Origin of the sequence: Alteromonas sp. BMJM2 (genome assembly GCF_027257845.1) — a bacterium.
Taxonomy (GTDB): Bacteria; Pseudomonadota; Gammaproteobacteria; order Enterobacterales; family Alteromonadaceae; genus Alteromonas.
In genome coordinates this window covers 231,248-252,737 of record NZ_JAPVOT010000002.1, presented here as the reverse complement: position 1 = coordinate 252,737, position 21,490 = coordinate 231,248, and the positions used below count along the sequence as shown (strand labels likewise).

The following is a 21,490-nucleotide window of genomic DNA, read 5'->3' as shown; positions in this document are numbered from 1 at the left end:
CAGAGTGCCTCAAAATGAAAAAAAATATACTACTACTAACTGCTGCAATCAACACTAGTCGTGAAATGAAAAATAACTTAAGAAGTTCTCCAGAACTAAGAATTAGCGACTATTATAACGCGCTTGATTTTTACATTCACAACTTAAACGAAAACATTGATGTTATTTTATTCTGCGAAAATACCAACGCTGACCTATCTGTATTCGCACCACTGAAGAAAAATGCATCTGCTAAAAAAATAGACTTACAATTACACTCATTTCAAGGTACGTGCTCGCCAAGCCTAGGGAAAGGAAGATGTGAATTTGAAATATTAGACGAAGCAAACAAATATGTAGAAGAAAACTATGGCGAAAATAACAATATATGGAAAATCACTGGCAGACTTATAATCGAAAACATTAACTCCCTCATAAATTCTAGGCCTTCTGATTCTCAACTATATATAGATCTCAGAAGCGTACCGTATATTGGTGAAAAACTTGGGGGTAACAAGTGGGCTGACATGCGAGCTTTCGCATATAACTCAAACTTCTACAAAGATTTTTTAATGAATTCAGGCCAAAATTTTTCTTCAGTTGTTGAAAAGAGCCTTTTTCAAAAAATAATAAATGAGCGCTTACTAGAAAAAGGTACTTGTCCTAGACTAAAAGTCGAACCAATTTTTCGCGGTATATGTGGCGGCTCAAATAAAAACTATAAATCATTAGAGTATCGCTTAAAGTATATAGTTAGGTCTGTTTCTAGAAAACTCACGCCTTTTGTCTGGCTATAATTAGAAGCACAAAGCTGGCGTATCGCGTGAAAAAAAACCATTTAAAAACGACAAGCATCACGGTATTAATTGGATACGGTGTATCCCAACTCTTACGATTGTTCAGTAATTTAATTATGACAAGGCTTCTCGTTCCAGAAGCGTTTGGTGTTATGGCAATCTGCCAGACCTTTATATTTATACTTACGATGCTCTCTGATATTGGCATATCTCCGAGCGTAGTAAAGTCCACTAGAGGTGAAGAAACTAACTTCCTTAAAACCGCTTGGACGCTACAACTAATTCGTGGTGCGATAATAAGTTGCCTAGTTATAACTTTTTCTTTTATCCTAAGTTACTTACAGAATATAAAATTCTTTGCAGAAGGAACGGCTCTTCGTGAACCAATCTTAGTAAACACACTTCTTTTTCTAGCTTTAACACCACTCATAACAGGCTTTGCGTCAATTGGTATAGCTGTTTCGAAGCGAAAATTACAATTGTTTCGCCTAACTATTATTGAATTATTTGGACAGTTTTTTGGAATGCTCTCAATGATCGTTTGGGCGCATTACGATCCTTCAATCAATGCATTACTCTTCGGCGGCATATTGGGCGCAACAAGCTACACAATTGCATCGCATTTAGCATTTAAAAACTCGTGTAATAGAATAGGATTTGAAAAAGAAAGCTTTAGGGAAGTTTTCAGTTTCGGAAAGTGGATAATACTAACAAGTCTCCTAACCGCAGTATTAAAAGAAGGTGACAAAATAATAATTGGCTCCCTCGTAGACCTAACAACGATGGGCGCGTACTCTATAGCGGTTTTTATTTCTTCAGCAATAATGATGGCTTTCCTGAAACTTCAGAGTCTTGTCTTTTTTCCGTTACTAAGTAAAACTGCAAGGGAAGATATAGATTCACTTGGGCACATATATTACCGTATAAGGTTAAAGGCAGATTTAATAGCGTTTATTTCTTCGGGCTTTTTATTTTCATTTGGTAATTCCCTTATTTCGTTGCTTTATGATGAGAGATACGTACTTTCAGGGTATTTTCTGCAGATTTTAGCCCTTTCACTATTGTTTACTCCTTCCTCTATGTCTAACGCAGTCTATTTGGCACTGGGAAAATCTAAATATGTTAGCGCCATCCTTGCGTTAGAAAGCGCTGTTAAGCTGATCTCGATACCATTATTGTTTAAACTCGGTGGAATTAATTATGCTATCTGGGGAGTGGCGTTTTATTCTATACTCGTCCTGCCTATACATTGGCAATTTAAACGAAAATTAGGAATCTTGAATATACTATCTGAAATACGTGCTTACCCTATCTTTTCAGTAGGCTATATTCTCGGAATTATCGCTAATTATACTATCACTTGTGTTACGTAAGAGCCCGATCTTAAGAAATGGGTGAAAGAAAAGAGTAAAAGCTGTTTCATTTGACTATTAAGATAGATAATTTGCAGGGGTTTAAAAGCATGCTTTTTATAAGAGTTCTTTTTCAATTGCCATCCTTATTAGTATTGCTCTTGATTGTCACAATCGCACAGGCGGGTGAGTCGTCCAAAAAAATAATAGTTGATAAGACTGAATGTAACGACGGATTAGATAACGATGGTGACGGTTATATAGATTATGCTTTTGACTTAGGATGCTACGGCCCATCTGATATCAGTGAGCATTCTAGTGATAGAAGTACAGAAAACGGGTGGACGACTTTCGACAAACCACCGAGTACGCTCATCTACTATATAAGCACAGACGGAAATGATGAAAATACGGGCCTTAGCCCGTTAGATCCGTTTGCGACATTCGAGCAAGCAAGGAAATTGCTGTTAAGGAAAAAAAGGGGTTGGGTACTTTTCAAGAGAGGAGATATTTTCGACTTCTTAGTAGATTTAACTAACATCCATGGAGAGTCGAAAGCCAATCCTATACTCATCTCTTCATATGGGCACAGTTTGGAACGCCCTATCTTTAATAATAAAATATCTGCTATAAAGTCTTCCAGTAACATATATATTATCGGCTTACACACGAAGGTAACCAAACCTAGCGCCTCTAATAGTCATTTTAGCGGGGTGAGGTTCGTAGGTAGTCATATGAATATCTCTTTAGAAGATAATAGAGTTGACTATGGACAAGTAATTTTTCAGAGATATGGTGATGATGCTGTATTAAAAAATATTTCAATACGTCGCAACATTATATCACGTGCTTATAGTATGGATTCGCACGCCCAAGGATTATTTGTAAGTGGTGCAGATAACCTGTTGATAAACCAGAATTTTTTTGATCACAATGGTTGGCTAGTACAAAGTAGTTCGCATGGTCGAGAGCATGATAGGGCACAAGCAACAATATTTAACCACAACATGTATATAAATGGTTCGAGCAATATAGCAATCCATGACAACCTTATTTTTAGAGCTTCAAGTATGGGTATAAAAATGAGAAGCGACAAACAAGGTTTGAGTCAAAATATATCTATCAAAAGAAATATATTCTACGAGGGTGAGATAGGTGTTGGCATTGGCGGTAATACGTCTGAAAAGTTTAGATTCGTAAACGCTGCGGTCGAAGGTAATGTGTTTTTGTCTTTGGGAAGCGGAAAACCGACAAACAGAAATATTAGTTGGCCTATAGCTGCGAAAGATATTCGCGGTTTGAAAGTTTCCAACAACATTATTGCACATCAAGAACAACATAAAGGCTCGTATGCATTGAAGATGACTAAGTCAATTGAAGATGCTGTCATAAAAAACAACATTGTGTATGGAGTCGACGAAGTTGGCTTTATCCTCAATAATGATAACTGGAGAAATATTAGCTTCGAAGATAATATAATACATGATTCTAAACACTCACAATCTAAGGCTATTATTACCTCTGGTAGCTTGGAAGGTTTAGAGTTCATCAATAACAAAACTTTTCTATGGCGCAAAAACGACAATTGGTTAGAAAGTTTATTTCTTTCAATTAAGAGATTAACCACGCATCGCGATTATTTTTCTGAGTATACAGACCAAGGTTTAGAATTTGTCGAGGCTATGGGCTTTAGAGCCCCTAATCGTGACCTACAGTCTTATTTCGAGCAATTTAATAACTCGATTGAAGACAAAGATATAATGGACTCAATAATCAAAAATAGAAGCAGATTTTTATGGAATGAAAAGTATACCGCCGAATCTATTTCAAAATATATTTCTGATGGCTTCGAACTTAACAGTCAAGAATAATGATCCAAATTTTAATTTAAAATAGATTAAGGCGCTTTTGCAAAGATTTGACTTTCCCTAAAGTAAAAGAGGAAAAGTCAGAGCTGTTATAAATAGTTAAAAATTTAATGTTTACTTTAAGTACATACGCTGCTTGTTGTTAACATCATTCTGTAATTTTTCGTACCATTTCCGAGTTCCCAATCGCTTAGCAATGTTGTATTTAAACCAAAGCTTAAAGCCCCACCTTTTTGAATTAAAAGACCATCTCACAATGCGATTTGCAACAAAGAGGCGTACGAGCTCAATCTGCGATACTTTATGATTCTTACTTTGATCTGAAATTGCGTATCCTTGCTGTAGCATCAGTTCTTTACACTTGCTTTCGACTAGTTCAACTTCTCTTCGAGATAACTTTTTTCGCCACTGCTCACCAAATGAAGCATCGGGGCGAGCATAAGTCGAAGTTTTATCAATCTTTAGCATTTCCTCAGAAAAATCTACACCTAAAAAGTCGCATATTTCAGTTAGTACTTCTTCGGGTTTACATACTAACTCTTCATAGCGAACTTCCAATAAAGATTTAGGATTAACTTTTTTTGTAAGCTCTATCCAACGTTTCTCTGGCGCGGTCCAATAATCGGCGCCATACCATACATTTCCAACCCACCCCATACCTATACAAGAACGCGCTACATCCCTAGGGTCTCGCGATAAATGAATATACTTCGCATTTGGGCAAATAGCGGGGAGCTCATCAAAATGTGAATGAATTGAGCCTGAAATATACTTATTTGGCTGTTTTTCATATGCCTGCAGAAGAAAGCTTCTCACCAACTCTTCATAAGAAAGAGATTTGTCAATTGAATAACCGTTGTCTTGAAACATTCGGTCATTTTCTAAAAAACGATAATACTTATTTAATTCAGGCCATTGACCATCAATAATCTGCGATACCGACTCTTCAAATTCGCCGATACCAGAAATTTTAGGGTGATTCGCAATGAGCAGCCTTAACAGCGTTGTTCCTGACCTCAAAGGACCGACGATAAATATAGGGGAGTCAAGTGTACTACTTTCCATTGATTTAAATCCTTAAACTAAAAAATTGGGCTTTGCTAATGCGTACATTATTAGCCTTTATAATTTTTCTTAGAAACAATACCTGTCGCAATGTCATTTTCTTTTACATTACATAAAACAACAGCATTAGCCCCTATTTGAGCACCATTTCCGATCCTAATGTCTCCTAAAATTTTTGCGCCTGCTCCTACGTTAACATTATTGCCAAGTTTAGGAGCATCATGTGGGCATCGTAGATTTTTATTACCCAATGTCACGCCTTGACGGATGATACATCCATTGCCTATTTCACAGTTTCCATGAATTACAATGCCGTGCTGGTGTTCAAAAACTACTCGCCGCCCTATTTTTACCGTGTAGGGTATTTCTATACCGTAAATATTCCGCGCTCTTCTGTATAAAAATCGATATAAAAATGAAAACGGAAGTCTTAATAGCTTAGGCTTTATTTTCATTCGCCAATTACCAAACCTGTGATAGGCCAATGCTCTAAAACCAGGTTTAGTCCAGTCTTTACCGTGCGTCTCCCAGTCTTCTTTAATCTGCTTCAATAAATTCATTTTTTTAGCCAAGAAAAAAATATAGAGTGTTTTAAAAAATCTAAATAAAAATGTGGCGGTTCCTGTTTGAGAGCGCTTCTATCAGATACTAGTTTCCTCAGCTTCCATACTCCATATCCGGCGATAAAAGAAAAATCCGCTAACAAGTGCTTTAAAAAACCATAGTTTTTGGTATAAAACCTTGCTCGCGACTCAAACCAATAATCTGGGCGGCGAGGTGCTTTTTTTCGGCTGTCACTTATTTTCGTTGAGGCCCCTACTTCATGAAAAACACGACTCTCGGGTACATACCAAGCCTCAAGCCCTAACCTTTTTGCGCTTAGAAAATAATCAACTTCCTCAAAATACAAAAAGTACTCTTCATCCATAAGGCCCAAAATCTCAAAACACTCACGTGTCATCATAAAAGAAGCGCCCGCTAGCCAATCAGCTTTACAGGGTTCACTAGCTTCTTGACGCCTTACTAAGCTCCTGTTGAAAACTCTATCGAAAGCCCCGAATCGTAGCCCCTGGCTAAATTCAGCGGTAACATTTGGATAATTGAAATGAGAACACTGCCAAGTACCATCTTCATCTTCTAGCCTACTTCCTGCAATGTGGACATTATTGGCATGAAGAAACTGCCGTAACACTTCCCCCGCATCGTTTCTTAATCGTGTATCAGGGTTCAAAAACCAAACGTAGTCAAACAAAATTTTGTTAGCAATGGCATATTCGAGTGCAATATTGTTGCCTGCTGAAAACCCCTTGTTCTCTTTTGAAGGCAAGACAATACAGTTTTTCACATCATTAGTTGCTAAATAATTTTCTATCTGCTCTACAGAATCGTCGCCGGAGCCATTATCTACAATTAGGAAAATCGACTCCCTAAGAGAAAGTTCCTCGTCTAAACTCGCTAATAAAGCGCACAATAATTCAGAAGTTCTGTAGTTAACCGTGATAATCAAAGTACGGTTCTGCATTCCATAATTTCCTTCGTTTTAAAAATCGATAAAAAAGATAACGGTTAACATTCTTTATTATGCCTAGATCCTACAGAGCTATACCGTGAGGACCATATTTATCCATTAACGTACTTGCAATGATCCCGGTGGCAAGTAAGCAGTAAGCAGCAACCCCCAACCGCTTACCAAGCGAAGGACTAAACCATTTTTCTCTATGCGCCATTACGAATTTGTCGATAAAAATGTACAAGGGTACCGTTAAAAAAATTGAAGCCACGTAAGCTATTAAAGGTTGTATCAACAAATTTTCGAAACCCAAATGCTTTAACGAACCATTTACAAAAGCAAGCCCAAGCCAATGGTTTAGATAAAGTGGGTAAGATACCCCACCCAAAAACATAGCCACTGAACTGCGTGGACCGGGGAATGCTAGGAAAACAACAACAGCTATACTAAAAATAGGAGTGATGAAGTCGGCATCAATAATTTCGCTTTGATAGAGTAGAGAAATAGATATACATATAAATAGTAAACTAAGTACTCTAGCCGAAGGCTTATGGGAAAATTCGTATCGGTTTTGAACTATAGCAGCCAATACTCCAAGAGATATAGCCCCGAAATGAGACTTAAGGTAAATTGCAGTTATGGAAATTATTAGCCATAACCCAGCGCTTTTTCCTTTAGGCAATAGCAATAAAATGATTGGTGCAAAAAGATAGAAAATTTCTTCTACGCATATACTCCAAAACTGATTTCCTGAACCATGTAAAGGCATTTCATAATTGGCTTCAGGAAACCGAAGGTAGAGATGATGTGTAAACGTAAGGTCTTTGATTAAATATTTCACCCAGAAAAAATCAACACCTTCACGTATAAACGCAATGCTATATAGAATGACTATCGCAACGAAATAAGGAATCCAAATTCTTGTGGAACGGTTGAAAAAAAACTTTGGCAATTCGCTTAATTCGCTTCGAAGCAAGATACCACCAATCAACCAGCCACTGAGTGCAAAGAAAACCTTGACGGCCAAACTACCCGTCATAAAGTCCAGGAATTGAAAGTTTGCATGCTCCAAAACTACAATGGAAGCGAGTACAAATCGTAAAAGATCAAATGCAGGATAACTCTTTATTTTTGAGTTTTTTTTATTTTCAGTTCCGATATGTAACGCTTTCATCTTAGAATACATTCCATGTTTTTAAGTCTATTCTTTGTTCTTAGTTATTAACTGCATAGCTTGAAAAAGCTAATTAACCGTTGAGTATTAACACGCCGCCCGAATTCTTTAGTTGTAAAGTTGTGCGCATTTTCAACTATTGATCCTATGTTCGCATCAACTATAAGAGTTTCTATTTTTGATGCTAAATCTAAAGGACTATTCGGCTCAGCAAGTAAACCCGTTTTGTTGTCGATAATTAGCTCAGGAATTCCAGATAATGACGTAGATATTACTGGCACAGATCTCATCATGGCTTCCATTAAAACAACTGGAATACCATCTTGATCTCCATTTCTATCTTTTTTACACGCGAGTACGAATACATCGACTTTCTGCATCCATTCATTAAGAACGCATCTAGGTATAGCTCCCTCAAAATGTACGTCATTTTCAATCTGCAAGCTTTTTGCTTTAGTCTTTAATTCATCTAACATCGGCCCATCACCGCCGACTGAGAGTGAAACCCTCACGCCTTTACTTATGAGCGTTTTGACAGCTAAAAGGAGGTCTTCAACACCTTTTTTTTCTACTAGCCTTCCTAGTGTTCCCAACCTAACCACTTCAGATGCATCAAACTCTTTGAAATTGAATTCTAACTCGTCTACACCACATCTGATTATTGCGATACTTGAACAGTTGACTTCTTTTGATTTTAAATATTGCTTATTATAATCGGAAATTGTAAAAAGCTTTTTCGATCTGTCAGCTTTTTCTTTTAAAAGAAGGCCTCTTTCAAATATATCATTGGCATGTGCCATAACTGTAAAAGGTATAGCGGCCATCGTTGCTGCATACATTCCTATCTGTGTAGCAACATGCGCAAAGTGTATGTGTAAATGATTGCAGCTACTGCTTTTTAACTGTTTTGATAACATTGCACCTGCAAAAAATTGAAATGTGAGTTTCGCTGCATTTTTAGAAAATATTCCAACTTTCTTTATATCGTGTCTTAAGTATCGAAGTGCTTTCAGTCCTCTTTTGCCTGAAAACAGTAATGCAAATAATCCCAATAAAATGATTAAAAGCTTATTAGTATCGTAAAGGTATCGAGTTCTTCGAAGTAAACTATCATTGCCCTCTAGATAAGCCAACGGTCTATTCACAGAAAATGGAACTACGTTGATTCCGCATTTTTCAACGGCTGCAATTTCTTCGTAAATGAAAGTAGCTTCTAGCGCAGTCAGCTGGGGTGCTAAGTAAGCAACATTAGAGTTACTTTGCATTCAAATGGTCCTTTTCTAACATTTGCTTCCAACACGTAGATTCTATATTGAGTCGCTCTTTTTGCCGATAGTTACCAAATTTCAAAGTTTTGTAACGTGAATCGAAGGTTTGAAGTTTTAAAATGTTAGGTACTTTCGAGTAGAAAAACGGTGAGGCTATTTGAAGTAGGCTCAACATTTTTATCAGTTTTTGCACCAATTTAGTTGGTAACGTAACTTTTTTTAGCGGTTTCACTAGCTGATACTTCTCAGCAACCGTGAGATAATCTCCTACAGAAGGCAACACATCATCAACAACATTTATTGCTTCAAAAGCTCCTGGTGTATCTTGAGCTTCTGGAATAAATACTTCATTGTTAATTGTATTGTTTTGAGAAGAGCTTACTGCAGCAGCGGCACAGGTTTTTACGTGAGCTAATGGAAGTTGAGCGCTATTATTTGGAATGAGTAACCACTTTTTAAAAGGTATACCCAACCTAGCAGACCAAATACGACTTGCACCATACACCATCCCCAGTCTCAATGAGGTGATTATTAAACCGTCATTTTGTGCAGCACCTAAAAGAAGCATTTCCTGCTTACACTTTGCCCTTCCGTATGCGTCTCGGTATGCTAATTCGCTTTCAAGAGGCGTGGTTTCATCTAGAGCAGCCCCAATTGGCAAGGCGCTATAACCATAAACACTAAGCGAACTTAAATGTATCAAGCGCTTGCAAGTTGTGTTTTTCGCGCAACGAATAATGGTTTTAAGTGGAGAAATCGATTGAATTTCATGCTCGTCATCATCACCATTCATTGCACCAGAAGCGTAAATAAATGCAGATACCTTTTCTTCATTTAAAGCTTTGGTTAATTTTGTTTCAAAACATTCGATATCTGATAAGTCGACTTCTAGTGTTTTAATATTGTCGAACGAGTCTATAATAGCTGCAGCCTTCCCTGGTCTTACGACTGCCAATACCTCATGTCCTTCATCAATCAGTAGCTCCAATATTTCCCTACCAACAAACCCAGTTGCCCCCGTTAAAACAACTAAACTCATTTCAATGACTCCTCAGGCTTCATTGGTTTAAATGATGTAGTTGGAATATAGTAATGTCCGCTTTTTTGAAAAGATTCTGGATGCTGACATGCAAGCGTTAACTCATTAACATGAAGTGCATGGTTGGCTGTTAGGTAAGGCTCTTGATTGTTTTCAATGCTATTGGCCATATTGGCTAATGAGCGACAGAAATCTCTTACTTGTGATCCTCTATAAGCTCCAATCTTACCACTTTCTTTTACTTTGATTTTCTTCTTTATTGGCGATAAAAAACGACGTCTTCTAATTGTTTTATATTTTTGAATAAAAATTGAAGAGTTGTCACTTCTTGGATCTTCCACTGTTATTACACCGTCCTCGCCAAAGAAACGTAGCCTGTGGTCGTGGTCTGCATAAATGCCGTTGGTAAGCCTTGCTACAGTACCGTTTGTGAACTTAATAGTAGCTACAGAAAAATCAGGCGCAGAATCAACTATTAAGTTAGGTACTTTTTCATCTAAAAGTTGATCTGAGAAGGAAGCCATTTTCACGGCAGGGCCAAAAAAGGCGGTTAACCACGTTAGTACATATCCAGCATGCTCCACTGTACACCCTGTTTCAAACTCGTTAACGTAAGGCCATGCTATACCTGCCTCATTAATCCATTGAGATAGAGGTGCTTTTGAAATCATCCCATCATCCATTTCAGCATAAACTAACTTTACGTTTCCAATTTCTTTTTCTTGAAGCAGCCGCCAACATGTCTGCGCTACGTTGTTGAGCAATGTGCATGGAGCAGAGACCAGAAGCAAAGCTTTACTTTCTGCAAGTTCAACAAGCTCTGATGCCTCCTCTAAATCCATTGCAATTGGCTTTTCTGTGTAAACATGTTTACTACTTTCAAGAATGCGTCTTGTTGTAATGTAATGTTCTTCTGGCGTAGTTAAATTTAAAACACAATCTACATTTTTATCTGCAAGTAACTCTTCAAAAGAGGAGTAGCAATGACTATTGGTTAGATTCGCTAAGTTTTTTGCTCTCGATGTTTCACGATCATACACACCAATTAGTTCGATATTATGATGGCTGGCAAGTGTTAGCCTGTACATGTTGGCCACGTAACCGCAACCAAGAAATGCTATTTTCATTTACTTGTACTCTATAAGTTTTGATTGTTTGCCGGCAAAATATTCAAAATAAAACTTTAACGCACCTTTGAATTCAGCAAATTTCCCTATCATCATAAACAGCGAGTATCTAAATGCTTTTTCCAGTTTGCCCTTTTTATTTAGATATACTTTCGTAATTGAAAGAGGGTACAACAGCGTTAGCACTGCAAAGATTGGATGGAAAAGAATGGAGCTAAGCAGTATAAGCGTAGGCAACAAGCCCGCCCAAAACATAACTCGGTTGCGTTCTTTTACTTTGTGCTTTTCGGGTGCTTTTCCATGAATACTAGCGCCCTGAGCAAAAGCAAATCCACCGCGCACGGCTCTTTTCCACCACTGTGAAAAGTGCATAATATTGGCGTCGTGAAGTGTCATTTCGCTATCTATCCGGTAAATTTTGTAACCAGCGTTTCGTAACCGTACGCACATCTCTGGCTCTTCACCCGCAATTAAATCGTTGCGGTAACCTCCCACTTCGTTAAACGCACTTAGCCGTATTAATGCATCTCCACCACACGCCTTCGCTTTACCAACGGGAGTGTTCCACTCTACATCGCATAACCAGTTGTAAAAGCTATTTTCGGGGTATCTTTCTCTGCGTCTGCCGCAACACGCTGCTGTTGCAGTATTGGTTTCCATAAAACCAAATGCACTTTCAAGCCAGTTTGAAGCCACTTCGCAATCACCATCAACAAACTGTACGTAGGCTAAGTTTGGGTAAGCATCTACTATAGCGTTAGCACCAATATTCCTAGCTCTTGCCGCTGTGAATGGAACCGACATGTCTAACTCAATTACTTCAACGCCTAATGCTTTCGCCATATCCACTGACTGGTCTGTAGAACCAGAGTCTACGTAGTAAACTACATTAAGTTTGTCTTTAAGCGATTGAAGGCAAGCACGAAGTCGCTCACCTTCGTTTCTCCCTATTACTACTGCACCTATTTGTGCGCTTAAGCGTTCCATTTTCTTTTCCACACTGTTTTATCGCGTTTTACTAATTGGTAAACCGAATATCATGGAGTAGTAAAATCCAACCATCCACACAAAGGCACCAAGCAACAACAAAGGAGCGAGTAACACTGTTTTTATTTTATTTTTAAGTGTTTGATACTTCAAATGCCGCATAACTATTCTCATGCCCTTGGCAAGGGCCATCAGTGGCAGTAAAACAAACAACATTAGGCTTTTAGTGGTAGAGGTGTTTTCTTTGTACCGTATAGAATACAAATTACGGCCATTAATAAATATCTTACGAAAAACGCTTTTGATGGGTGAGTCTTGTGTTTGCAAGGCGACTAAAGCAGGGCAAAAATAAAGCTTTATTCCTTTAGCTACTAAACGCTCGGTAAGCTCTGTGTCTTGCATACGAGCGATATTTTTAAAGCCGCCAGCGTTAAGAAATACCGCTTTGTCTGCACACATAAACGCAGAGCTTAAATTTTTACGCTCCTGTTCTTTTCTTCCAGGTTGCGATTCATGATTAAAAAAGTAATGCTCAACGTAGCCGGCCACACCTTTGCTTTTTTGTTTATTAAGCTCTAATGCGCCACCAAACATCTTTTTGCCACTTCTATATTCCTTTAGCGCAGCACTAAGCGCATTTCGCTCAAGAATTACGTCGGCATCTAGAAAGATAAGCAAATCACTTTTTGCTAACTTTGCCCCTATATTTCTTCCAATACCGGGGTTAAAACGTTCGGTTTCATGATGGAACAAAACGTTTGGGAATGATTCAACTACATTTTTGACCTGCTCGTTTTCAGAGCAATCCACTACAATAACTTCGAAATCGAAATTAGCGCTTTGATTTACAACACTTTCGAGAGTGTCTGCAATAACATTTTGCGTGTTATAAGACGGTATAATTACTGAAATTTCCATTATTTCTTCGCTTAATGCGCCTAGTCCTTTAATAAAAAATAGCCATTCTAACTTTTAGTTGCAGAGTTAAGCGCTCTATTTAGAACGCTCTACTCCGTAATACTCACCTGCGTAATAATGGTCGCCGTAGTAACTCATCTTAGAAGGCTCAGCTACTGTTAGCACAGCGCCAATTACATTTGAACTAAGCTTTTGAAGGCGAGTTACCGCTTCTTTAGCTACTTTTATTTTGGTTTTTTCAGCGCGCACGGCAACTATTACACCGTCTACTTTGCTGCCAATTACGCAAGAATCGCTCACTGGTAATGTTGGCGGCCCATCTAAAACTATATAGTTGTATTTTGTTTTTAAGCCCGTCAGTAACTGCTCAAATTTTTCCGATTGTAATAATTCCATTGGGTTTTGCGGAATAGTGCCACACGGCAATATGGTTAGCTTGCCGTCGTTATCGGTTACCACTACGTCTGAAAACGAAGAAACTGCGCCAGCAATTACGTCGGTTAAACCTTGAGATTGCTCTCTGCCTAAGTTCTTATTCATACTTGGTTTTCGTAAGTCCACTTCAACAAGTAGCGTTTTACCAAGCTGGCTGTAAGCATAGGCAAGGTTTAACGCAAGTGTAGACTTACCCTCAGAACCCGTTGCTGAAGTAATTAGTACTGTTTTAGGTGGCTTATCTATATTTGAGAAAATCAAACCTGTGCGTATAGTATTAATACTTTCAGCAAAGGTAGACCGAGAGTCATCTTTGTATTGTTTCTCAGGTGCGCTTTTACTCTTATCTTTTACAAATGGGGTAATACCTAACACGGGTATAGATAGCTTTTCTTCTACTGCATCTGGCGTTCTAAATGTGTTGTGAGAGAGCTCGCGTAATAATGTAAGCGCCAAACCAAGCACAACACCCACCATGCCAGAAAGAATAAGAATTTTATTCACATTCGGGCTTATGGGTTGTTTAGGAATAGTCGCATTATCGATAATATGAATGTTTGATGCATTAATTTCGCCTCTAACATTGGCTTCTAATAAACGAGATTGGAAAGATTCATAAATTCTACGGTTGTTTTCTACTTCTCGCTCTAAGCTAATTAGGGTAGCACTCTCATCTTGAATATTTTGCACTTCAGATTTAGTTTGCTGAATAAGCGATTTGATATTAGTTACCTGCATTTGTGCCAATTTGTATTCGTTTTCAATTTGGTCAATAACTTTGGTAACTTCTTGCTCTAAATTACGTTTAACACTGCGCAAATCGGCTCTAGCAGCTATCATTTTTGGGTGTTTTTCACCGTATCGTTCGAATAACTCGTCTACCTTACTTTGCGCATTCGATGCTTCTTTCGCTAACGCGCCAATAGCAAAGTTTTCCATTATTTGCGCTAGCGATGAATAATCTTTAGCGCCATTTTTAACATCTCTTGCCAGTGCTACGCCTTCGCTACGCTTACTTAGTTCGGTTTGCGCCACTATTAAGCTGGTATTTAAGCTTTGCAATGAGTTATTTGCCATAGCGCGCTGCTCGAAGCTGCCCATTAACCCTTGGTTTTCTCGATACGCTTGAAGCTTTTGTTCCGATTCTTCTAAGTTCTTTTCTAACTGTTCGTATTGAGTAGTTAGCCAGCCTTGGCGGTTTCTAACTTCGTTTAACCGCGTAGTAAGGCCAAACTCTATGTAGGCGTTGGCCAGTGCGTTAATAATGTTGGCAGCTAGCTTTGGGTCTTCTGCTTCATAGCTTATGGTAATTATTTGGTTTCGAGTACCGCCAGACACTTTTACATTAGAGGCTATGTTTTCCGCCAAAATTTGTCGCAACTCGCCATCGGTTAGCGCCTGCTCTTTCTCTGCTTCAATGCCTATTATGTCTTTTATGTAGTCCTTAGCCTGCTTTACTAAACCAAGCGAAGGCTGTGCTGCAGCTCGCTTTTCTTTGGTTAGCGTTACTAGGTCTAACTTATCCACCACGCTTTCTGCAATAGCGCGCGAACGAATAATTTCATATTGAGTTTCGAAAAACAAAAACACCATGGCAGAGGCGATATATTGCTCTTCTCTGTCTGCATTAGGTTGATAAGGGTCTGCCAACACCTTGGCTGAGGCGCTATATACTGGCTCTGTTTTTTTCGCCACATAAAAGCCTGCAGATAAACACAATATTATTGCTAAGAGAATAAGCCACTTGTTTCGAAGCAGTATTTTTATATAAAGCCCAATATCTACTGCTTGTTGTGCTTCGTTTTTGTTGTTTTCAAAATCGAAACCAACGTCCTCTGTTTGCTTCATACTGCTCATCCTAAAAGAAACTCTCGTTTACTGTTATTACATCGCCAGGTTGAATACTGGCTTTAAGCCCAACTATACCTCTAGTCTCTTTGTTTTTTTCAGGCACTAGTTCAATTTGCTTTCTATCGGCCCGGTTTGTAAACCCGCCTGCTAGCGTAATGGCTTTTTCAACAGTTAACCCTCGGCGGTAAGGGTAGCTACCTGGGTTTTCCACTTCACCGTTTATATAAAAAGGGCGATATTCCAAAACGCTTACACTTACTTTTGGTTTTTTCAAATACCCGTCTAAAAACAGCATAGTCAATTTTGCTTCTATTTCTTGCACGGTAAGGCCCGATACTTCCACTTGCCCTAACAGCGGCATAGATACTGTGCCATTTGTACCAATTCTCACTTTGTCTAAGCTTAAGTCTGGCTCGTTAAACACCGTTATTTGCACGGTATCGTCGGTACTTATCTCGTAATTCGTTTCAACTTCTTGTGCATTTGTATGCATTGAAAACAAAAAACCGATTAAAACAATACATTTGGTTATACACTTATACTTCATGGTTATTTCTCTTAATCTATTGCCATTTCGAAAGACAACATAACGACGTTTGCGTTATAACTAAAGTTTTCAAAATCTGAATCGCGCTTTTGATATTCATATTCTAAAGTAACATTTACCCAGCTTTTAAGGCGGTAGGTTAAACCTAAAGTGGCGTTATTATTAGTATCACTACGCACACCAAAATCATCTAATGTATGTCCAATGCTGCTGTAAGCCGTTAGCTTTTGAGATAGTTCGTGCTGGGCGTCAATGCTAAATGATGTAGAAACCCGCTCCGGCAAGCCCGCAATAGTCGATTCATTTGCACTTCTGCTCCCCGTAGCACTAATACGGGCAAGCTCAGACAGTTGCCAGTCTACATCTAAAGCAAACGACAGGCCATTCACGTCGTTCAAGCTTTCATCTTCAAATTGCTTTGTTTGGTAGCCCGCACGAAAACTCGAAGATAGCTGCTCGCTGTAGCGCCATTCAACGCCCGCGAGTACGCTTATTTGTTCGCTCGATAAATTTTGAAAGCTTTCAACTTCGTCGTATTTGTAGTCGTAGTAAGAAACTTCGAATACTGCGCGAGTATTGGGTGCCACTCGATAATAGAATTGGGAGTAGGCTCCAACACTGTCTACATTTCTAAATTCTTGTTGGTTGTTATCAAAATCTGCGCTAGCTACATCTACGCCAATTACAACCTGCCCGATGCTTTCTTGCCTGCCATAGGCTACCTCGCCGTTAATAGCGGTTTTCTCATATTCAGTGAATTCATCGAAGTTATTTATAAGGCTGTTTACTTGGCTGGGGTCTTCTACGCCTTTTTGAAAACTAGCCGATACTTTTGAGGTAAAACGAAGAGAGTGATCAAACTCTACACCGGCTAATAAGTTGTGGTTTTCAAAGTTCAAATTACTTTGCTTTGAAAAGCGAGAGTAATCGCCTTTGTAACCAACGCTTAAAGCGTGCTTTCCGAAATAATTGGCATAGGCAATTTCTGGGCTTAATGAAAAAATGTTGTCAGACTGGCCTAGCCCGTTACGCTGTACGTTACTGTCGTTTTTGTAGGCTACATTCAGGCCTGCCAACATACCATTTGCTTCTAGCTGTTCATCTTGTGCTTGCGCAAGCACTGGCGCCAGCGCAATAGCAAAACAGCACGCTACATATTGTTTTTGTAAGTTACTACTCAACACTTTTACTCTTTTTAATAAGCGTTCTTGTGCACAAAGCCTTTCAGCAGTGTTAACAAAAGAATTTTAAAATCCATCCATAAAGACCAGTTTCGAATATAGTCTAGGTCGTACTCTATGCGCATTTTCATTTTTTCGAGGGTTTCTGTTTCACCGCGCCAGCCGTTCACTTGAGCCCAGCCAGTAATACCCGGCTTTACTTTGTGGCGTAGCATGTAGAAATCTACCATTTTTCGATATTCTTCGTTGTGCGCTACCGCATGAGGGCGAGGCCCAATTACTGACATGTCTCCCTTTAGCACATTAATAAACTGTGGGAGCTCGTCTAGTGATGTTCTTCGAAGGAATGCACCAAGTTGGGTAATGCGTGCATCATTTTTGGTCGCTTGCGTAACAACGTCGGTATTTTCTGTTACCGTCATAGAGCGAAACTTCCACATTTTTATTCGCTTTCCATTAAGCCCGTAGCGGTCTTGCTTAAAAATAACAGGGCCTTTCGAGGTAAGCTTAATACCAATAGCTATAGCCAGCATAGGTATAGCTATAATTAATAAAATGATGCTGCTTAATACAATATCTTCAAAACGCTTAAGGGCTGCCGCCCCGCCCGACATAGGGTTATTGTATACACTAAGCGTTTGAATATTACCCACATGCGACATAGTGGTTTGCATCATTGAAAACATAAAGAAATTTGGAATTAACTGTACATCGGCAGTGGTGTCGCCCAAACGATAGAGAATATCTTTAATACGGGCTTCGGCCTTCATTGGCAAAGCTATAAAAATGGTGTCGTACTGGTCTTCTTTAGCAGCCAATATACCTTGCTCTACACTTCCTTCTAGCTTATCCATAAACGGAGAGCTTAACCTGTCTACGCCTCTGTCGTCGTAAAAGGCATCCACTCGGTAGCCCGTTTCTTTTAAATAGTTAATTTCATGCGCCAAACGCACGCCAGATTCAGACATACCAATAATAGCGACTCGCCGAGTGTTATGGCCCTTTTTACGCACAAAGGTAAGGAAAACACCGAAAAGTAAACGCCACCCAACCAGCGCTACTGCACCAAATACAATCCACAAACCTATTGAGATACGAGAGAAATCTTGCGCCGTTTTAGAGAAAAACATTAGCAACAACATTGCCGCTACAGCAACGGCCCAAGAGAGGATGGCATAAAATATGAGTTGCTTTATAAAGCCAGAACGCCAACTGCGGTAAAGCGAGTTAGATTCGGCAGCAATGGCAAAGGTAACGTTAGCACCAAGGCTTAAAAGCAAATAGTGCTCGTCGAACTCTATGCCGCGCAGTATTAACGCCAACATAAGAGAAGTATGTATTATTAACAGATCTGCTAAACGATAAACCGCGGCAAACGTGTTTACGTTGTTCTTAACAAATCCGGTATGGTTAGTCATTGCTCATATTCCGTTACTCGTTCGAGTATTTTACCCAACGTTTTTTAAAACCTACTTATCAAGCCAACCTGCTATAGCTTGCAATCCCTGTATCCCCGATGGATAAGTTAATTCACTTATTTGCACTTTTTGAGCAACCTGAGCAAGGCCAGTCAGCCTCTCTGCTTCAATATTCAGAGGGCGGTATACCTCTCCTAAAATAGTATTTTTTAACAGCGCCATTACCGCCGCGCTACCATTTAAAGAGCGTACATCTATATTGTTTTTATTCTTAGTTTTTGGTGTATCTTGTCTGTTAAGAATTATTATGTCGGTCAACAATTTTGATTTAAAGTTTTCGTTATTAGGTTGTACCGATATTACTTTTTTATCAAAGTTAGCATGAACTTTTTCATGCTGTTCATTGCTATTCAACGTTGTATTAATACTGTCTGGCCATAAGCGCATTACAGGCCAACTTGGGAAAAGCCGGTAACCGTTGCCTTTTTCGGTTTTGTGCAGTGCCACCATATCGTCAGACATTAATTGGTAGCCTTGCTGCATAAGCCAGGAAGATAACGTCGACTTACCTGTGCCACTGGGTGCTAATAAAACAATTGTTCGGTTGTTTTTAGTTAACGCATTACCGTGTAAGCAAATTACACCTTGTAACTCTAACCAAAGTGCTAACCCCATAGATTGAAAGTAATGACTTGCCTGAGTACCTTCTGAGCGCCAGCTTATTTCGAACTTGTTATTGTTTAACTTAAACACACCGCTACCTTGGCAGTTTATCGCTAAGGAATATTCATTATTATTTTTGTGTAGTTTAAGATTAGTATTAAAACGCTTTTCGTCTTGTCGGCCTTCCCATATAACTGGGCCCTGAGGCACAAAATTATTGCTTTCTGTTAATTCCAACTCATACCTTAACGGTGTAGAGTTACTCCATGGACGACATACAACACCGTGTAATGGATGGCAAAACATCGCCATACTCATACAAAAGCCTTTCCTACTTAAAGTTTATTTTGCTTAGCTTAGAACCTAAGGCTCTGTTCGCACATTACATAATGTGAAGATTAGCATTTTATTAGGCTCAAATAAAAGCAAACCTCACGCCACTTTGCAATTTTTATGCTTATTCATGTGCTTAAGAAATGCGGTGTTTGTTTAACAATCAATGCAAAATGCTTGCTGTAAAAAACTCTGACACTTTAATTGACAATATTTCCGAACTTGTTAAGTATATGGTTACTGCACTGCCAGACAGTTTTGATTCATTACGTTTAATTTTAAGCTAATCTTCATTAGAAATTGCCAGACTCAGTAGTAAAAAAGTGGTTGAACACAGGTGATTTATTTTTACATCTGTCTACGTAAATACCTTAAAGGTTAAATATGGAACTTGAGAGAAAGTCTAATAGCAGGGAAGAATGGACTGATTACGCAAAAGCAATCGGCATAGTACTGGTAGTTTATGGCCACGTCGCAAGGGGGCTTCATGAGTCCGGAATTGGGATAGCAAATAAATATCACGTTTTAATAGACAGTATTATCTATAGCTTTCATATGCCACTGTTCTTCTTTCTATCGGGTCTCTTTTTCTATCATTCTTTTGCGAAGCGAGGCTTTTTTAAGCTTTGTTTGAATAAGGTTGATACTATCGCATACCCCTATATGCTTTGGACTATAATCCAGGGCTCGATTGGCGTTTTACTAGCAAGTGTTACTAATGGAAGTGCAAACTTTAGTGAAGTATTTTCATTCTGGCAGCCCTACGCTCAATTCTGGTTTTTATATGCTTTGTTTTTTGTTTTTGTTGTTAGTGGTCTGTTTTTTAGAATTTTTTCTATCAATTTCAGCCTTCTCTTACTTTTCGCTTCGGTATTCATCTATTTAAATACTTGGCTTCTCCCTGACGTTTTTGTTTTCTTTTTCATTGCAGGGAATCTTGTGTTTTTTGCATTTGGAATTACTTTCTCCCAAATAAATATTATTGGTCTGCTAGGTACGTTAAAATTTTTTATCTTTATTAGCTTAGTATTTGTTACTTCACAGTACATATTTCACGTACATCTTGGAAAAGTGTTTAGTGAGAAAGGCACATTTACGCTTGTGCTTGCCTTTATATCAATTATGTTTATAGCTTCGCTTTCTATTAACCTTGCAAAAAAGCCCAATAGATTTATTACTTATATCGGCGTTTCTTCGATGGCCATATACTTAATGCATATTCTTGCTGGGAGTGGGGTAAGAGTCGTTTTGAATAAAGTATTCGATATTGATGACACAACAATACATATAATATTGGGCTGTTTAGCTGGAATAGGTCTTCCATTAGTAGTTCTAGAAATAGCGAAGAAATTGCATATTCCGTATTTGTTTTCTGCTCCACTTAGCCGTATTTTTTTTCGAAAATTACGCACTAAAGCTAATGGTTAGTGTTACTAGTTTCGAGATACCGAATTTGGCCACGCCACTGCAATTGGCATGGTTAGCGCGAACGCTAATGTCGTCACATCTTTAATTAAAATACTGCGAAATAGCACGGGCGATAGTGCACCTATTACTTTGCTTCGCCTTACCACTAACAATTGATGCAGCGTGCCTTGTATAAGCAGCGCGGTCACTATTAGCATTAAGCTATTGGCTCCAAGCTTTGCCACGCTAGGGTATGGCCGAAAGCCCATTGAGCATAAACCTATAACCATTGCAGTGGCGCAAAGGCCTAATATGAGCCCAGTGGGTATTGAGCGTCTGTCTTGCCAAAGTTGAAACAAAATAACTAGGATTAAAAGAAGCGCACCGAAGCGAGTCCACACCAGGTAATGGCTAAAAGGCTCTATGGCGATACCAAAAATAAAGTTGGCATAAAACGCAAAAAAGCTTGAAGCGAACTGGTTCGTCGACAAGCTTTGGGTAGAAGATATATGACTTTCGGCCAAATTTTGGTCATAAATTCCAGCTCTTATATTCACAGAATTTATTTAGT

Annotated in this window: 19 protein-coding genes; 4 read left to right on the top strand and 15 right to left on the bottom strand. The window is 38.8% G+C overall.

Annotation, left to right across the window (positions count from 1 at the left end):
* The first annotated feature begins 14 nt into the window (after positions 1 to 14).
* From O9X84_RS03865 to O9X84_RS03855, 3 genes are read left to right on the top strand one after another with little or no spacing between them, the layout of a single operon-like run.
* Positions 15 to 776 (top strand): hypothetical protein, encoded by a 762-nt coding sequence (locus O9X84_RS03865; RefSeq protein WP_269518250.1) that lies wholly within the window; start codon positions 15 to 17, stop codon positions 774 to 776.
* A 26-nt stretch (positions 777 to 802) separates the two neighbouring features.
* Complete coding sequence (locus O9X84_RS03860) at positions 803 to 2,149, top strand: oligosaccharide flippase family protein (protein WP_269518248.1); 1,347 nt, start codon at positions 803 to 805, stop codon at positions 2,147 to 2,149.
* Positions 2,150 to 2,199: 50 nt separating this feature from the next.
* Complete coding sequence (locus O9X84_RS03855; RefSeq protein WP_269518247.1) at positions 2,200 to 3,999, top strand: right-handed parallel beta-helix repeat-containing protein; 1,800 nt, start codon at positions 2,200 to 2,202, stop codon at positions 3,997 to 3,999.
* A gap of 111 nt (positions 4,000 to 4,110) precedes the next feature.
* Here O9X84_RS03855 and O9X84_RS03850 read toward each other — a convergent pair whose 3' ends face one another.
* From O9X84_RS03850 to O9X84_RS03785, 14 genes are all read right to left on the bottom strand, one after another.
* A complete protein-coding gene (locus O9X84_RS03850; protein ID WP_269518245.1) occupies positions 4,111 to 5,061 on the bottom strand; it encodes a sulfotransferase family protein in 951 nt (316 codons plus the stop codon).
* A 50-nt stretch (positions 5,062 to 5,111) separates the two neighbouring features.
* Complete coding sequence (locus tag O9X84_RS03845; protein ID WP_269518244.1) at positions 5,112 to 5,621, bottom strand: serine O-acetyltransferase; 510 nt, start codon at positions 5,619 to 5,621, stop codon at positions 5,112 to 5,114.
* Complete coding sequence (locus O9X84_RS03840) at positions 5,618 to 6,583, bottom strand: glycosyltransferase family 2 protein (RefSeq protein ID WP_269518243.1); 966 nt, start codon at positions 6,581 to 6,583, stop codon at positions 5,618 to 5,620. Before O9X84_RS03840 ends, O9X84_RS03845 begins: the two co-directional genes overlap by 4 nt.
* Positions 6,584 to 6,653: 70 nt before the next feature.
* Entirely contained in the window at positions 6,654 to 7,745 is a 1,092-nt protein-coding gene (locus tag O9X84_RS03835) for an acyltransferase family protein (protein ID WP_269518242.1), read from the bottom strand.
* Between the two features lie 47 nt (positions 7,746 to 7,792).
* Entirely contained in the window at positions 7,793 to 9,010 is a 1,218-nt protein-coding gene (locus O9X84_RS03830; RefSeq protein WP_269518241.1) for a glycosyltransferase, read from the bottom strand.
* The gene (locus tag O9X84_RS03825) at positions 9,000 to 10,052 is read right to left on the bottom strand and encodes an NAD-dependent epimerase/dehydratase family protein (RefSeq protein ID WP_269518240.1); all 1,053 of its coding nucleotides are present in this window, start codon (positions 10,050 to 10,052) and stop codon (positions 9,000 to 9,002) included. The genes O9X84_RS03830 and O9X84_RS03825 overlap by 11 nt, the downstream gene beginning before the upstream one ends.
* The gene (locus O9X84_RS03820) at positions 10,049 to 11,179 is read right to left on the bottom strand and encodes a Gfo/Idh/MocA family oxidoreductase (RefSeq protein ID WP_269518239.1); all 1,131 of its coding nucleotides are present in this window, start codon (positions 11,177 to 11,179) and stop codon (positions 10,049 to 10,051) included. Before O9X84_RS03820 ends, O9X84_RS03825 begins: the two co-directional genes overlap by 4 nt.
* Complete coding sequence (locus tag O9X84_RS03815) at positions 11,180 to 12,166, bottom strand: glycosyltransferase family 2 protein (RefSeq protein WP_269518237.1); 987 nt, start codon at positions 12,164 to 12,166, stop codon at positions 11,180 to 11,182.
* Positions 12,167 to 12,184: 18 nt separating this feature from the next.
* Positions 12,185 to 13,084, bottom strand: coding sequence for a glycosyltransferase (locus tag O9X84_RS03810; protein WP_269518236.1), 900 nt, complete (start codon positions 13,082 to 13,084; stop codon positions 12,185 to 12,187).
* Between the two features lie 75 nt (positions 13,085 to 13,159).
* Positions 13,160 to 15,367 (bottom strand): GumC family protein, encoded by a 2,208-nt coding sequence (locus tag O9X84_RS03805; protein ID WP_269518234.1) that lies wholly within the window; start codon positions 15,365 to 15,367, stop codon positions 13,160 to 13,162.
* Positions 15,368 to 15,377: 10 nt separating this feature from the next.
* Positions 15,378 to 15,917: a polysaccharide biosynthesis/export family protein gene (locus O9X84_RS03800; RefSeq protein ID WP_269518232.1), complete on the bottom strand. Its 540-nt coding sequence runs from the start codon at positions 15,915 to 15,917 to the stop codon at positions 15,378 to 15,380.
* A gap of 11 nt (positions 15,918 to 15,928) precedes the next feature.
* Positions 15,929 to 17,101, bottom strand: coding sequence for an outer membrane beta-barrel protein (locus O9X84_RS03795; protein WP_269518231.1), 1,173 nt, complete (start codon positions 17,099 to 17,101; stop codon positions 15,929 to 15,931).
* Positions 17,102 to 17,112: 11 nt separating this feature from the next.
* A complete protein-coding gene (locus tag O9X84_RS03790) occupies positions 17,113 to 18,516 on the bottom strand; it encodes an undecaprenyl-phosphate glucose phosphotransferase (RefSeq protein ID WP_269518230.1) in 1,404 nt (467 codons plus the stop codon).
* A gap of 51 nt (positions 18,517 to 18,567) precedes the next feature.
* Entirely contained in the window at positions 18,568 to 19,497 is a 930-nt protein-coding gene (locus O9X84_RS03785) for a hypothetical protein (RefSeq protein WP_269518229.1), read from the bottom strand.
* A 399-nt stretch (positions 19,498 to 19,896) separates the two neighbouring features.
* Between O9X84_RS03785 and O9X84_RS03780 the strand changes: the two genes are divergently transcribed.
* A complete protein-coding gene (locus O9X84_RS03780; protein ID WP_269518228.1) occupies positions 19,897 to 20,940 on the top strand; it encodes an acyltransferase family protein in 1,044 nt (347 codons plus the stop codon).
* A 5-nt stretch (positions 20,941 to 20,945) separates the two neighbouring features.
* On the opposite strand, the gene O9X84_RS03775 is transcribed toward O9X84_RS03780, so the two are convergent.
* Positions 20,946 to 21,476 carry a hypothetical protein gene (locus O9X84_RS03775; protein WP_269518227.1) on the bottom strand — a complete coding sequence of 177 codons (531 nt, stop codon included), beginning with the start codon at positions 21,474 to 21,476 and terminating at the stop codon, positions 20,946 to 20,948.
* Between the last annotated feature and the right edge of the window lie 14 nt (positions 21,477 to 21,490).

Coding starts and splice junctions, on each gene's coding strand:
- O9X84_RS03780 (WP_269518228.1), top strand. CDS start 19,897: ATGGAACTTGAGAGAAAGTCTAATAGCAGGGAAGAATGGACTGATTAC.
- O9X84_RS03825 (WP_269518240.1), bottom strand. CDS start 10,052: ATGAGTTTAGTTGTTTTAACGGGGGCAACTGGGTTTGTTGGTAGGGAA.
- O9X84_RS03810 (WP_269518236.1), bottom strand. CDS start 13,084: ATGGAAATTTCAGTAATTATACCGTCTTATAACACGCAAAATGTTATT.
- O9X84_RS03845 (WP_269518244.1), bottom strand. CDS start 5,621: ATGAATTTATTGAAGCAGATTAAAGAAGACTGGGAGACGCACGGTAAA.
- O9X84_RS03865 (WP_269518250.1), top strand. CDS start 15: ATGAAAAAAAATATACTACTACTAACTGCTGCAATCAACACTAGTCGT.
- O9X84_RS03840 (WP_269518243.1), bottom strand. CDS start 6,583: ATGCAGAACCGTACTTTGATTATCACGGTTAACTACAGAACTTCTGAA.
- O9X84_RS03850 (WP_269518245.1), bottom strand. CDS start 5,061: ATGGAAAGTAGTACACTTGACTCCCCTATATTTATCGTCGGTCCTTTG.
- O9X84_RS03785 (WP_269518229.1), bottom strand. CDS start 19,497: ATGAGTATGGCGATGTTTTGCCATCCATTACACGGTGTTGTATGTCGT.
- O9X84_RS03815 (WP_269518237.1), bottom strand. CDS start 12,166: ATGGAACGCTTAAGCGCACAAATAGGTGCAGTAGTAATAGGGAGAAAC.
- O9X84_RS03805 (WP_269518234.1), bottom strand. CDS start 15,367: ATGAAGCAAACAGAGGACGTTGGTTTCGATTTTGAAAACAACAAAAAC.
- O9X84_RS03835 (WP_269518242.1), bottom strand. CDS start 7,745: ATGAAAGCGTTACATATCGGAACTGAAAATAAAAAAAACTCAAAAATA.
- O9X84_RS03830 (WP_269518241.1), bottom strand. CDS start 9,010: ATGCAAAGTAACTCTAATGTTGCTTACTTAGCACCCCAGCTGACTGCG.
- O9X84_RS03820 (WP_269518239.1), bottom strand. CDS start 11,179: ATGAAAATAGCATTTCTTGGTTGCGGTTACGTGGCCAACATGTACAGG.
- O9X84_RS03790 (WP_269518230.1), bottom strand. CDS start 18,516: ATGACTAACCATACCGGATTTGTTAAGAACAACGTAAACACGTTTGCC.
- O9X84_RS03800 (WP_269518232.1), bottom strand. CDS start 15,917: ATGAAGTATAAGTGTATAACCAAATGTATTGTTTTAATCGGTTTTTTG.